Here is a 14,304-nt window from a genome sequence, read left to right on the forward strand (position 1 = left end):
TCAATGTCGCCATAAAAATTCGCGGTACGCAATACGCTATACGCATTACTTTCCGTAGTCCCGAGCAGATTTGAACTGCTGACCCCTACATTATCAGTGTAGTGCTCTAACCAACTGAGCTACGGGACTAGCTTATCTTTCTCATCTTCTCTCGGTATCCACGTCCTCTCGGGGTGGGCACTTTCTTCTTTTCTTAGATGTTAGTAGGTAGATATTAGTACTTAGACAGGGTCTATATACTACATACTATCTACTAAATACTTTTTAACGATCATGATGTGGCGCAACGAGTGTCAATTAGGACACTCTAGAAAGGAGGTATTCCAGCCGCACCTTCCGGTACGGCTACCTTGTTACGACTTAGCCCCAATTATCGGTTTTGCCCTAACACGCTCCTTGCGGTTACATGCTTTAGGCACCCCCAACTTTCATGGCTTGACGGGCGGTGTGTACAAGGCCCGGGAACGTATTCACCGCGTCATTGCTGATACGCGATTACTAGCGAATCCAACTTCACGGGGTCGAGTTGCAGACCCCGATCCGAACTGTGAATGGCTTTTAGAGATTGGCATCACATTGCTGTGTAGCTGCCCGTTGTACCATCCATTGTAGCACGTGTGTAGCCCCGGACGTAAGGGCCATGATGACTTGACGTCGTCCCCGCCTTCCTCACCGTTTGCACGGGCAGTCTGTTTAGAGTCCCCACCTTAAATGCTGGCAACTAAACATAGGGGTTGCGCTCGTTGCGGGACTTAACCCAACACCTCACGGCACGAGCTGACGACAGCCATGCAGCACCTAGTTTCCTGTCCCGAAGGACTGATCTATCTCTAGATCATTCAGTAACTTTCAAGCCCGGGTAAGGTTCCTCGCGTATCATCGAATTAAACCACATGCTCCTCCGCTTGTGCGGGCCCCCGTCAATTCCTTTGAGTTTCACCCTTGCGGGCGTACTCCCCAGGTGGATGACTTAACGCTTTCGCTTGGACGCTAACGGTATATCGCTAACATCGAGTCATCATCGTTTAGGGCGTGGACTACCAGGGTATCTAATCCTGTTCGATCCCCACGCTTTCGTGCATCAGCGTCAATCACCGCTTAGATAGCTGCCTTCGCAATCGGAGTTCTGAGACATATCTATGCATTTCACCGCTACTTGTCTCATTCCGCCATCTTCAACGGCATTCAAGTTCTTCAGTATCAAGAGCACTGCGACAGTTGAGCTGCCGTCTTTCACTCCTGACTTAAAAAACCGCCTACGCACCCTTTAAACCCAATAAATCCGGATAACGCTCGGATCCTCCGTATTACCGCGGCTGCTGGCACGGAGTTAGCCGATCCTTATTCTTCGAGTACGTTCAGCTATCTACACGTAGATAGGTTTATTCCTCGACAAAAGCAGTTTACAACCCATAGGGCAGTCGTCCTGCACGCGGCATGGCTGGTTCAGGCTTCCGCCCATTGACCAATATTCCTTACTGCTGCCTCCCGTAGGAGTCTGGTCCGTGTCTCAGTACCAGTGTGGGGGATTCTCCTCTCAGAGCCCCTAGACATCGTCGCCTTGGTGAGCCGTTACCTCACCAACTAGCTAATGTCACGCGAGCCCATCCATATCCTATAAATATTTAACTGTAACATGATGCCAAATCACAGTGTTATGCGGTCTTAATCCGGATTTCTCCGGGCTATCCCCCTGATATGGGTAGGTTGCTCACGCGTTACGCACCCGTGCGCCACTCTCACTATCTTCGAGCAAGCTCTCCGATAGATCCCGTCCGACTTGCATGTATTAGGCCTGCCGCTAGCGTTCATCCTGAGCCAGGATCAAACTCTCCATTGTAATAATGAATTGTTCGATACCAGGCTATTTACTAATAAATAACCGGAATCGTTTTTGTTGTATCTTACGATCCGTAATTGACAGGTTGATTTTTTGTTATTGTATAACTTTCATCTTCCGACTACTCGTTACGCTACATGATCATCTTTCTTAAAGAACTTTTCTCGCCGCCGCGTCGCGCTTTGGCTTTTTATATATCGTGGCATCACTGCCCGAACTATCTTGTTTGTTTCCCTCCTTCTCGTTGGGACTGCAAAGGTAGAAGACTTTTTTGGATTCGCAAAATAAAGTTGAACTTTTTTTTTGATGCCCTTTCGGGCTTTTTAACCGTGGAAACGCCCTTCGTTAAAGGCTTTTTCCATCTTCTGTTTTTCGCTTTTCAATCGTCCCTCCCTTGCGGAGTGGTGCAAAGATAGAAACTTTGGCATATATCTTCCAAACTATTCCAGCTTATTTCTTTCAGACAGCACACAAGATGCTGGAATACTGCGCAATATTTTTAGCGTAATGCATATCTTAGATTAATATAACCCTACAGAAGCGTATCAACACGAGCTTATACTCGGTTCAATGAAGCTTCACCATCTTCATAAAAATAACATTTGTATTTTGGAACATTTTTTGTTATATTAACATCATACACCAAAGAAAGGTATTATATGATAAAAAAAGAAAAGATGAAAATGACCAAACTAGAGAAAAACCCTTACATGTATTACATGACAAACTGGGGATTCGTTGAGCAAAGCTCCGAAAAAACAGACATCAGGTCTAAAAACAACAAACGAGGCTAGTCCTCAAAAGACGAAGAAAAAGAGGTGCTTTATGTGAATAAAGCATTTTATTTTTCTGTCGATCTGATCAAACACTCCCGCGACGCCTAAGCCTTACGCGTTTCCTCACCAACCTTTTCGTGCGAAATTTCATCTTCAAACAAAATACGAACAGAAGGTGTATAGGTATCCTCATGTTGCCCCGTTCGGGTTGCCCAGAAAAAAGCACCAAGAAAAACCAAGGCTATCAAGATACTACAGCCAATCAAAAAAAATATAATATTCATAGTACACGCATCTTTATTTCCCCATCATTACTTTAAATAGCTATCAAACCAATCGGTTTCTTCTTGCGAACCAACGGGTCGCCAAACTGGTAAACGAGATCACCGTCACCGTACTTATCGGCATTAATATGGCTGCAAACAAGGGCGACATCGTTCCTTGCACAGCAAAGCTCAAACCAATGATGTTGTAAGCCAGTGAAATGGCGAAACTCATATGAATCACTTTCACCGCATCTTTCGCAAAGGCAAAAAAACGCGGCAATTTATCGAATGATACCCCATCCAATATGGCATCACATCCCGGCGAAAAGTTATTGATATCGTCTGAAACAGCGATACCTAGATCAGCCTTCTTCAATGCTCCTGCATCATTGAGGCCATCCCCGAGCATACACACCTGCAAGCCTTGATCCTGCCAAGTTTCGACCCGATAAAGCTTATCGGCAGGACTTTGATTGAACAACAACTGCGATGGTTGCGGAAAAATTACGCGAAGTGCATCGGCCCTACGCTCATTATCACCCGATAACAGGTGCAGCGCATAGCCTTCCTCGAACGCATGCACAACCGAAGATAAGCCTTCCCGCCAAGATTGCTCTAGGCTGAAAAAACCACGGAGGTCTCCATCTACAGATATGTACACGGCGGTTCCATCTTGGTTAGCAATGGAGCCGACAACAAAATTGCCTGAACCAACCTTCAATTTATGCCCATCAAGTTCCGCCACAATACCCTTCCCAACCTGTTCATCAAATGCGGTCAGTTCCAGCGATGCATCTTCCGACAACCACTTAACGATCTCTCGACTTAGCGGATGACTAGAATGTCGACAAACAGCATGAATCAATTTACGATCGTACGCACTCAAGCTACCTTCAAAAAGCATGGTCGATGACTTCGGCGAAGAAATAGTTCCTGTTTTATCAAATACTATGCAATCTATAGCAGCCATCTGCTCCACAGCCGCGGTATTTTTGACATACATTTTATTCCTATCCAAAATAGAGAGCGCCGCCGATAGCGTAAAGGGCGAACTCAACGCTAACGCACAGGGACAAGCAATGATTAGTACCGCCGTGAATGCTCCCCAGGCGCGCGCAGGGTCTCCTCCAACTAGCCACACTGTTGCTGCAGCCAGTGCTATAGTAACCAACCCTATCGTAAAATACTTACTGATAAAGCCTATGAATGTATCGAATTTCTTCTCATACTGCTTAAAGCTTTCGTTGTTCCATAATTTGGTGAGGTAGCTCTGCGAAACCGGCTTTACCACCTCTAGCTCTATGGCCTCGCCCACTTGGCGACCGCCAGCATACACAATCTCCCCCAGCGATTTGGACATCACCTTGGATTCGCCGGTTACGAAGCTAAAGTCGATGGAAGCACGGCCTTTCAGTAGGATTGCATCTGCGGGCACAATCTCGTTATTGCGCACCCGTATCCTGTCGCCAACCTGCAGGTCGGCTATTTGCACAGGCTGATCAGCTCCATCCCCTACCACCGTCACCGCAACCGGAAAATAAGAACGATAATCACGTTCAAAAGAGATGTGGTGATAGGTACGTTCTTGTACCCACTTACCGATCAGGATGAAGAACACTAAACTACAGAGCGTATCCGCAAAACCGGGTCCTGTTTGGGACAAAACCTCTACGGCCGTTCGTAAGAAAATAACGAAAATCCCCAATGCCAAAGGCACATCCAAATTCAGTTGACGCTGCTTGACGCTTTGCCAAGCGGACCGGAAATAATCGGAAGCACTATACAATAAGGTAGGTACGGTAAAGCCTAAATTCATGTAACCGAAGAAATTCGCATAGTTTTTCTCGAAAGCATCCATGCCGAAATACTCTGGAAAACTTAACATCATGGAGTTTCCGAAGCAGAAACCTGCAACGGCAATCTTGGCAACCAACTGGTTGTTGTTAATCGTTTTCCCTTGTTTCACAACATCCTGTAGAGTAATCTTAGGTTCATAGCCAATTTGTGTCAGCAACTCTACCAAGCCCCGCAGCGACAACTGCCTCGACTTAAAGGTGATACTCGCCTGTTTCTTCATAAAATCAACCTGCGAGGCGAGCACCGCATCGTTCAACTTATAGAGATGTTCCAAAAGCCAAATACAAGAACTGCAATGCACAGCAGGAATGTACAGCGTGATAATACTGCGATCCTCATCCTGATAGTCCACTAATTTCTGTACAATGTTAGGCTCGTCCAAGTAGGATAAATCCACTTTAGCATCCTTTTGCGATTTACCCGGATGGGTATTATACCGATAGTAACTCTGCATATCGCTCTGCACGAGCACTTGATAAACGGTTTGGCAACCTAAGCAACAAAAACTGTGGTTATCCAATTGATAAGGGGAAGTTTCTTCCACAATAGCATCGCCACAATGGTAACATATGGTGTTTTTTTCCAGCAGTTTATAAGCACTCATCTTGAATCACTTTTATGGTACACTTAAATTGTTATTAAGAAGTTAAGCTTTGTTTCAGCCCTATATCGCCTGACTGAATACATTCTTAGAGGCCGCTGCGCGGTGCAACCGTTGGTCGAATGCCATACAGATATTTCGCAGGAAGGACTTCCCTACTGCCGTAGCTTGCACATGCATTCCCAACACATTTACCAATCCATCTTCCTGCAAAGGCTGCAGACGTTCCAATATCGCTGCTGTCAACAGACTATCCGGCTCCAAACGAACGGACGACCGACACATCATATCCAATACATATTGACGAATACAGCCATCTTCTTCGTTCAAAAGATGTCCCTTCATGATGGGCAGCTGCCCGTCATCCAGCAATCGGTAATATTCCTCGACCGTCTTTACATTTTGGGCAAAGCAAGTCCAGGCGTCGCTGATAGACGAAACACCCAAACCTAGCAGCAACGGCGTATATCGATCGGCATAGCCCATAAAATTTCTATGAAGGCGACCATCTTCTGCGGCCTTAAACAACTCATCTTCTTCCCGTGCGAAATGATCCATGCCCACATCGCGATAGCCGTCCCGCTCGATCAACTGTTTTCCCAGAGTATACAAGGCCAATTTTTCCTGCCCCACGGGCAGATCAAACTCTGTAAAGCGCCGTTGACCGGGCTTTAACCAAGGCACGTGCGCATAGCTGTAAAAAGAAATACGATCGGGATTTAGCAGCAGGGATTGCCCTATCGTTGCTGCGATCTTTTCTTGCGTTTGCAAAGGCAATCCATAGATCAGATCAAAATTAATCGAGCGATAACCGATCTTTCGTGCCGCACTGACAACGCGCTCCACGTCGGCCACGCTTTGATGCCTATTGATCAGAAATTGCACATGCGGATCAAAATCCTGTATACCCAAGCTCAACCGCGTAAAGCCTAGATCAAACAGGGTTTGCAAATGTTCGTCGGAGGTATTTGCCGGATGAGCCTCGAAGGAAAACACCGCTTGATCAGTGACAAACACATCCTTTAGTAATTCATCGACCAAAAAGCGGAGGTTACGGGCTTCAAAAAAAGTCGGCGTGCCTCCACCAAAATGAATCTCGCTCACCCGAATTTCATTTCCCAACAAAGCCTTATACATACTCCACTCTTTCAATAGATGTGCTATGTAAGGCATCTCTACCGCATGATTTTTGGTGATCCGCGTGTTACATCCGCAATACGTGCACAAACTTTCACAAAATGGAAGATGTATATATAGGCTTATACCGACATCCTTAGACCTGTTGAAAGTATCTTGCAAATGCTGCAGCCAACCATCTACATGGAATGCTTCCTGATCCCAAAATGGGACCGTGGGATAACTTGTATAGCGGGGCGCCGCCACATTATATTTTTCGGTCAGTTCATGCATTACGTTCTTCATCCTTGTGATCTATAGGTACAACATTACAATCCTTCATGCAGCAACATGCAGCGCCCACACAGCGTCCTTTGTCCCAAAGATTCAGGTTACGGATTGTCTGTTCGGCAATCCCTTTTGGGCTACCGTCTTCATAGGGCGTATTGGCAACTTGAATATTTAAATCGGCCGCGCGAAACAGATCGATATGATCGGTAGCCACCGATCGGGTAACAATTTTCTGTACGCCAACTGCCTTCATTTTGTCCAAAATAGCCGCATCGAGGCGATCATCTTCGGAGACAATAACCACCTCTTTCCCCAATGCGTAATGTAACGTATTAAAATTTAAAGCATTGGAAATCAATGTCAAATCATGCACTTTCCCGTTAGCTCGGGCAAGCAGTTCTTTTTCAAAATTCTTTATATTGTAGGCAACAGCTTTCATGAAGTTCTTTTCTGTAAATTATATCCACAAAATTACCTCCGTCCTCCGTTGAGCGAGATGTGTTGCATCAAGTAAGAAAATGATAGTGGTCACAGAACAGCAAGGTCACTTAACGGCGTTCTTGTGGTATGATGAAGGGCTTATTGGAAACAGGTAAAAGTGGACAGGCCATAAAGCCTAACGAATTATATGTAAACCTAAAACATAAAAAAATCGCGTCTTCTGACGGGAAAATTTCACCGTCGGAAGACACGATATCAATCATCGACAACAGCTAATGCAGCGTCGGATATAACTAAAATTTAACGCCTTTTAACTTGGCTATGGAGAACACCCGGATTGCATTACCTTCCTTGGTGATGAGGTGTTCGTCTTTAAAGTCGGCCAACATACGGCTGATCGTTTCATTTGCTGTTCCCGCCAGTGCGGCAAGGTCGTCGCGCGAGATACGAATCAGCACCTCATCCTGCTCTGCAGAAGAAGCTGTCTTTTCGGCTACGTTAACCAAAGCATTGGCCACGCGCTTGCGCACGGTGTCATAGGCGAAGCCCAGCATCTGCTCTTCCTTCTCGCGTATATTACCCGATAGGAGCTTGATAAATTTACCCGCAATCAGTGGCTTGTTGTAAAGCAGCTCAAAAAACCGTTCCTTCGGGATCAGCGCGATCTCTGAGTCTTCCAACGTCGCCGCATTATCGCTATACTTTTCATTAAGCAGCACCGTTTCATAGCCAAAAAATGTATCGTGGATATGTATGTCTGTCGAAAGCTCTCTTCCATCTTGATAGAAAAGGAAGCTTCGCACTTTACCTTTCAGGAGAAAATAGACGAAAATTGGAGAATCGCCCGCTTCGTATATAGATTGTTTCTTCTTGAATACTTTTATTCGCGCATCTTTCACTAAGTCCTGCAACAAATAATTCTGTTCATCCTCACTGAGATGAAGATGTGCTCGGCCATTGTTATGTCCCGCCAATTTTTCGCGCTTGCGAAAGCGGCTTTCTATCGCATTCAACAGCTCAATATCGTCGAATGGTTTGGTCAGGTAATCGTCTGCGCCCATTTCCATCGCTTTGCGTAGATCGGCACGCTCTGATTTTGCCGTCAGAAAAATAAAAGGAATGTCTGCTGTTATTTCATTTTTACTAAGCATGTAGAGCACGCCATAGCCATCCAGCTCCGGCATCATGATATCACAGAGAATAAGATCTGGTTTATTTTTTAGGGCGAGATCCACGCCTACTTTTCCATCGGGCGCGGTTATAATTTCATAGTCTCCGGTTAGCGAAAGTACCTCCGCCGTTCCTTCGCGAATCTCAAAATTATCCTCAATTATCAATATTTTTTTTGCCATTATCGTCGTACTATTGCTGGAAAGTCATTTTAAATACAGCCCCTTCGTTTACCGCAGATCGATATTCCATTTTGCCACCCATAAGTTCCACGTAGCGCTTCACAATATTCAGCCCTAGTCCTGTTCCGGGGATATTACCGATATTCTGTGCACGAAAGAAAGGCTCAAAAAGATTTTTCTGATCTTCAAGGGGAATACCAATGCCATTATCACGAATACATATGACACATATATCATCTTTGATTTCCGTTGAAAACTCAATAAACGTATCCTCCCCTGAGTACTTGATCGCGTTAGACACCAAATTGATGATACTGCTTTTAACCAAATGGCTATCTAAATAGAAAAAACCGACATCGCCCGTATGTTGATATACGATATGCTGGTTTTTCTTACATATCATTTGCATCTCCTCGGTGATCTCTTCGGCAAGCTGCACCAAGTTGATATCAGCCTTATTGGCAACTACTTTACCCGCTTCCAATTTCTCCAAGGACAGAAAGTCGTTCAAAATATTATTCAGCAACTGCACCGAGCCACGAATTCGATGAGTATGTTTAATTACATTTTGGTAATCTGGACGTTCTACATATTTCTCGATCAGCGATGCCGACAGCTGCACCGAACTGAGCGGCGTGCGAAACTCGTGCGAAGCCATCGAGACAAAGCGCGACTTCATTTGGTTCAGTTCTTTTTCCTTTTCCAAGGACAAACTCACGTCAGACTTTGCCTTCTCCAGCTCGGAAACCAATTTGATCAGGTCTTTCGTCCGCTCGCTTACCTTTGCTTCCAATTGAATGGCGTGCATACGCAGTTCGTCCTCCGCAGCGCGTTCTTTGGTCAAGTCATGGATAAACCCTGTAAAGATGTTCTTATCCTTATAGAGCACCTCACTAACCGCCAAGCGAAATGGAAACGTTGTGCCATTCTTTTTCAGTCCCATCACCTCCCGACCAATACCAATGACCTTCTTCACGCCCGTATGCTGGTAGTTACCGATGTAACCATCGTGCTTGCTACGATCCGGTTCTGGCATCAGCATAGAAATATTGTTGCCAATAACCTCGGATGGCTCGTAGCCAAACAGTGCTGATGCGGCTGGGTTTATAGATTCCACCATCCCTGCGCTATCGATAGTAATAATACCATCAATCGCATTATCAATAATAGCAGCTAAGAGTCTTGCGGAGTCAACCATCTTTATTTCACCAACTTTTTATATTTTATACGTTTTGGAGTGGCGTCACCAAGGCGTTTCTTTCTATTTTCCTCATATTCAGAGTAGTTTCCTTCGAAGAAGTACACCTGTGAATCACCTTCAAATGCCAAAATATGCGTGCAGATACGATCTAGGAACCAACGATCGTGGGAGATAACAACAGCACATCCACCGAAGTTTTCTAGCCCTTCCTCCAAAGCACGCAAGGTATTCACATCGATATCATTGGTTGGCTCATCGAGAAGCAACACGTTAGACGATTTTTTTAAGGTAATGGCCAAGTGCACCCGGTTACGCTCTCCTCCGGAAAGAATACCCACTTTCTTCTGCTGATCACCTCCGTTGAAATTGAATTTCGAAACATAGGCCCTAGAATTTACCGGGCGATTTCCCAAGAGGATGTTATCATTCCCATCAGTGATGTTTTCCCAAACAGATTTTTCGGGATCTAGATCATCGTGGTTTTGATCCACATAACCCAGCGCGACGGTTTCACCTACACGAAATGTACCGGTATCTGGCTGTTCCTGCCCTGTAATCAACCGGAATAGGGTTGTTTTACCAGCACCGTTTGGCCCGATAATCCCGACGATACCTGCCGGAGGGAGCGAGAAGCTCAACTCTTCGAAGAGAATACGGTCACCGTAAGCCTTCGAGATAGCATTGGCTTCAATCACCACATTACCCAATCGAGGCCCTGGCGGGATGAAAAGCTCTAGTTTATCTTCACGCTCTTTCGTCTCTTCCGAAGCCAGTTTTTCGTAATTGTGCAAACGCGCTTTAGATTTAGCATGTCTTGCTTTCGGTGCCATGCGTACCCATTCCAATTCGCGCTCCAATGTTTTTTGGCGTTTGGTTTCTTGTTTTTCCTCTTGCGCCAAACGTTTTGCTTTTTGGTCCAACCAAGAAGAATAATTCCCTTTCCAAGGAATACCTTCACCGCGATCCAACTCCAAGATCCATCCTGCTACGTTATCCAAGAAGTAACGGTCGTGGGTCACGGCAATAACGGTACCTTTATAATGCTGTAAATGCTGCTCCAGCCAGTCAATAGATTCGGCATCCAAGTGGTTGGTAGGCTCATCGAGCAACAACACATCCGGTTCCTGCAGCAATAAGCGACAAAGTGCTACACGGCGGCGCTCACCACCTGACAAATTGGCAATTTTAGCTTCTGGCTCTGGGCAGCGTAATGCATCCATGGCACGTTCCAATTTACTATCCAATTCCCAAGCATTGGTAGCATCTATAATATCCTGCAACTCGCCTTGTCTAGCTAGCAACTTGTCCATTTCATCCGCGTTTTCATACACTTCGGGAAGGCCAAATTTCTCGTTTATTTCCTCGTATTCCTGCAAGATAGCCGTAGTTTCCGCCACACCTTCTTCCACTATTTCGCGCACCGTTTTGTCTAAATCGAGCTGCGGCTCCTGCGCCAAATAGCCCACCGAGTAGCCCGGAGAGAACACCACCTCGCCCTGATAGGATTTATCGAGGCCAGCGATAATCTTCAACAGGGACGATTTACCGGAGCCGTTTAAACCGATGACGCCAATCTTCGCTCCATAGAAGAAGGACAGGTATATATTCTTAAGAACTTGCTTTTGAGGTGGGTAAATCTTGTTTACACCAGCCATGGAAAAAATAATCTTCTCGTCAGACATAATTCAATGTAAAATGCTACTTTTTGTACAAATATAGTCATTTTTAGTTCCAAAAGACTGCCATTTTGATAGTTTCCGGGCTGTGGCGTAATTGTTGATAAAATCTATCACAGAACAGGCATAGGTTTTATAATTTATTTTTTACATTTATATCATCCTATCATTTATAAAAGGAAAGGTTTATTACATGGAAGCAAAATTTTCACCACGCGTAAAGGATGTCATCTCCTACAGCCGAGAGGAAGCGTTACGGCTTCGCCACGATTATATCGGCACAGAGCATCTTTTGCTTGGGTTGATTCGTGAGGGCGATGGGGTTGCTATAAAGATTTTGAAAAATATCGGCGTCGATACAACAGCGATTAGACAATCGGTGGAGGATGCTGTAAAAGGCTCATCCATGTCACGAGCGCCAATTGGCAATATGCCGTTGACGAAGCAGGCCGAGAAGGTATTAAAAATTACCTACTTGGAAGCTAAGATTTTCAAGAGCGATATCATCGGCACGGAGCATCTGTTGTTGGCGATCTTGCGCGACGAAGAAAACATCGCCTCGCAGGTATTGCAGCAGTATAGCATCACGTATGATTTATTCAAAAACGAAGTAGAACAAAACAAAACAACAATCACGGACGAAGCATCGAGCTCTCCTACAGGGGATGATGACTTTGCCGACGACGACCAGCAGTTCACGGCTCCAAAGAAAGTGTCGGACATCAAATCGAAGACACCGGTCTTGGATAACTTTGGACGCGATTTAACGAAAGCCGCAGAAGAGGGCAAACTGGATCCTATTGTGGGACGTGAGAAAGAGATTGAACGCGTATCACAGATCCTGTCGCGTCGTAAGAAGAATAACCCGATATTGATCGGTGAACCCGGTGTGGGTAAGTCGGCCATTGCGGAAGGGTTAGCACTACGTATTGTACAGCGCAAAGTTTCGCGCGTGCTTTTTAACAAGCGTGTGGTAACATTAGACCTCGCTTCTCTCGTTGCGGGCACAAAATACCGCGGCCAGTTTGAAGAGCGTATGAAAGCGGTCATGAATGAGTTGGAGAAATCTCCGGACGTCATTTTGTTCATCGATGAAATTCACACCATTGTGGGCGCCGGTGGCGCTTCAGGTTCGCTAGATGCATCTAATATGTTCAAACCGGCATTAGCACGGGGTGAGATTCAATGTATTGGTGCAACAACGCTAGATGAATATCGGCAGTATATCGAGAAGGACGGTGCATTAGATCGTCGTTTTCAGAAAGTGGTGGTAGAGCCCGCTTCGCATGATGAAACGGTAGAAATCCTGAATAGAATTAAGGATAAATACGAGGATCACCACAACGTGACCTACACCGATGACGCCATTGAAGCCTGTGTAGCCTTGACGACTCGTTATATCACGGATCGCTTCCTACCGGATAAGGCTATCGATGCTCTTGATGAGGCCGGCTCTCGCGTTCACCTGAACAATATCCACGTACCGCAATCGATCATTGATATTGAAGAGAAGATCGAAGAAGTGAAGGTGGAGAAAAACAAGGTTGTTCGCAGCCAAAAATACGAAGAAGCAGCGAAGCTACGTGATACGGAGAAGAAGTTACTTGATCAGCTCGAAAAAGAGAAAGCTGCTTGGGAAGCAGAGACTAAATCAAGACGTTATACGGTTTCTGAAGACAATGTAGCGGAGGTAGTCGCCATGATGACTGGTATTCCTGTACAACGTGTGAGCCAGTCTGACAGCCAGAAGTTGTTGAATATGGGTGATGCCGTAAAAGGACGTATCATTGGTCAAGATGACGCCGTACAGAAGTTGGTGAAAGCCATTCAACGTACACGTGCTGGATTGAAAGATCCAAAGAAACCGATAGGTTCTTTTGTTTTCTTAGGTCCTACAGGTGTCGGAAAGACAGAACTGGCCAAAGAGCTTGCCCGTTTTATGTTTGACTCGGAAGATGCACTGATCCAAATCGACATGAGTGAATACATGGAGAAATTCGCGGTATCCCGTTTAGTGGGAGCGCCTCCAGGCTATGTTGGATATGAGGAAGGTGGACAGTTGACGGAGAAAGTACGTCGTAAACCTTACGCTGTCGTGCTTTTGGATGAAATCGAGAAAGCTCACCCTGATGTCTTCAACCTATTGTTGCAGGTATTGGATGAAGGACAATTGACGGATAGTCTTGGACGCAAAGTGGATTTCAGAAACACCATTATCATCATGACGTCTAATATCGGCGCTAGACAGCTGAAAGAGTTTGGTCAAGGTGTAGGTTTTACGACTGCTGCAAAGAGCAACCAAGCGGATTCGCACTCTCGTGGTGTTATTGAGACAGCATTGAAAAGAGCATTTGCGCCTGAGTTCTTAAATCGTATCGATGATGTTATCGTGTTCAACTCGTTGAGCAAAGAAAACATCTTCAAAATTATCGATATCGAACTGAAGTCTCTTTTCGGACGCATTGAAGGACTGGGATACCATATTTCACTGACCGACAAAGCGAAGGATTTCATCGCTGACAAAGGTTATGACAGTAATTTTGGAGCACGCCCGCTAAAACGTGCGATTCAGAAATACTTGGAGGATCCTATTGCTGAAGAAATCTTGAAGGGCGAGGTTAAAAATGGCTCTCAGCTACATATCGACTACAACGAAGAAAAGCAGGAGATTGTAGTTAGTGCCACCAATCCTGAAAAAAGTAGCAAGTCTATTGAATCAGACGTGACACAACCTGACGATACAAAAGATTCGGAAAAAGAATAATGAAGTCAAATTAATACAGAAAAGCTCCATCAAGACTGATGGAGCTTTTTTTATGGCGTGTTTTTTGATAACTGTTTTAAACCATTAACATTTTTTAACGTCTTTATAAAAAAGAGAACGATA

General features: G+C 45.2%; 8 protein-coding genes, 1 tRNA gene and 1 rRNA gene. 1 reads left to right on the forward strand and 9 read right to left on the reverse strand.

Going from position 1 to position 14,304, the window contains the following annotated elements; all coding sequences use genetic code 11:
• Nucleotides 1–55: 55 nt before the first annotated feature.
• The 9 genes from SCB77_RS06025 to ettA all read right to left on the reverse strand — a co-directional run bounded on the left by SCB77_RS06025 (nt 56) and on the right by ettA (nt 11,423).
• Nucleotides 56–129, reverse strand: a tRNA-Ile gene (locus SCB77_RS06025).
• Between the two features lie 182 nt (nt 130–311).
• Nucleotides 312–1,840: ribosomal RNA gene (locus tag SCB77_RS06030) — 16S ribosomal RNA — on the reverse strand.
• 880 nt (nt 1,841–2,720) lie between these two features.
• A complete protein-coding gene (gene ccoS, locus SCB77_RS06035; RefSeq protein ID WP_320185530.1) occupies nt 2,721–2,900 on the reverse strand; it encodes a cbb3-type cytochrome oxidase assembly protein CcoS in 180 nt (59 codons plus the stop codon).
• 43 nt (nt 2,901–2,943) lie between these two features.
• Nucleotides 2,944–5,343 (reverse strand): heavy metal translocating P-type ATPase, encoded by a 2,400-nt coding sequence (locus tag SCB77_RS06040; RefSeq protein WP_320185531.1) that lies wholly within the window; start codon nt 5,341–5,343, stop codon nt 2,944–2,946.
• Between the two features lie 60 nt (nt 5,344–5,403).
• Nucleotides 5,404–6,762: an oxygen-independent coproporphyrinogen III oxidase gene (hemN, locus tag SCB77_RS06045; protein ID WP_320185532.1), complete on the reverse strand. Its 1,359-nt coding sequence runs from the start codon at nt 6,760–6,762 to the stop codon at nt 5,404–5,406.
• Entirely contained in the window at nt 6,743–7,186 is a 444-nt protein-coding gene (locus SCB77_RS06050; protein WP_320185533.1) for a Rossmann-fold NAD(P)-binding domain-containing protein, read from the reverse strand. The genes hemN and SCB77_RS06050 overlap by 20 nt, the downstream gene beginning before the upstream one ends.
• Before the next feature lie 295 nt (nt 7,187–7,481).
• Nucleotides 7,482–8,540 (reverse strand): response regulator, encoded by a 1,059-nt coding sequence (locus SCB77_RS06055; protein WP_380936258.1) that lies wholly within the window; start codon nt 8,538–8,540, stop codon nt 7,482–7,484.
• 10 nt (nt 8,541–8,550) lie between these two features.
• Nucleotides 8,551–9,738 carry a PAS domain-containing sensor histidine kinase gene (locus SCB77_RS06060; protein ID WP_320185534.1) on the reverse strand — a complete coding sequence of 396 codons (1,188 nt, stop codon included), beginning with the start codon at nt 9,736–9,738 and terminating at the stop codon, nt 8,551–8,553.
• Nucleotides 9,739–9,740: 2 nt separating this feature from the next.
• Complete coding sequence (gene ettA, locus SCB77_RS06065) at nt 9,741–11,423, reverse strand: energy-dependent translational throttle protein EttA (RefSeq protein WP_320185535.1); 1,683 nt, start codon at nt 11,421–11,423, stop codon at nt 9,741–9,743.
• A gap of 187 nt (nt 11,424–11,610) precedes the next feature.
• Here ettA and SCB77_RS06070 point away from each other — a divergent pair, with 187 nt between their 5' ends.
• Nucleotides 11,611–14,181 carry an ATP-dependent Clp protease ATP-binding subunit gene (locus SCB77_RS06070; RefSeq protein ID WP_320185536.1) on the forward strand — a complete coding sequence of 857 codons (2,571 nt, stop codon included), beginning with the start codon at nt 11,611–11,613 and terminating at the stop codon, nt 14,179–14,181.
• Nucleotides 14,182–14,304: the final 123 nt, after the last annotated feature.

Origin of the sequence: Sphingobacterium bambusae (genome assembly GCF_033955345.1) — a bacterium.
In the GTDB taxonomy this organism is placed as follows: Bacteria; Bacteroidota; Bacteroidia; order Sphingobacteriales; family Sphingobacteriaceae; genus Sphingobacterium; species Sphingobacterium bambusae.

Bases quoted from the DNA above. Each gene is read 5' to 3' on its own strand.
- SCB77_RS06055 (WP_380936258.1), bottom strand. From the start codon at position 8,540: ATGGCAAAAAAAATATTGATAATTGAGGATAATTTTGAGATTCGCGAA.
- SCB77_RS06040 (WP_320185531.1), bottom strand. From the start codon at position 5,343: ATGAGTGCTTATAAACTGCTGGAAAAAAACACCATATGTTACCATTGT.
- ccoS (WP_320185530.1), bottom strand. From the start codon at position 2,900: ATGAATATTATATTTTTTTTGATTGGCTGTAGTATCTTGATAGCCTTG.
- SCB77_RS06060 (WP_320185534.1), bottom strand. From the start codon at position 9,738: ATGGTTGACTCCGCAAGACTCTTAGCTGCTATTATTGATAATGCGATT.
- ettA (WP_320185535.1), bottom strand. From the start codon at position 11,423: ATGTCTGACGAGAAGATTATTTTTTCCATGGCTGGTGTAAACAAGATT.
- SCB77_RS06050 (WP_320185533.1), bottom strand. From the start codon at position 7,186: ATGAAAGCTGTTGCCTACAATATAAAGAATTTTGAAAAAGAACTGCTT.
- hemN (WP_320185532.1), bottom strand. From the start codon at position 6,762: ATGAAGAACGTAATGCATGAACTGACCGAAAAATATAATGTGGCGGCG.
- SCB77_RS06070 (WP_320185536.1), top strand. From the start codon at position 11,611: ATGGAAGCAAAATTTTCACCACGCGTAAAGGATGTCATCTCCTACAGC.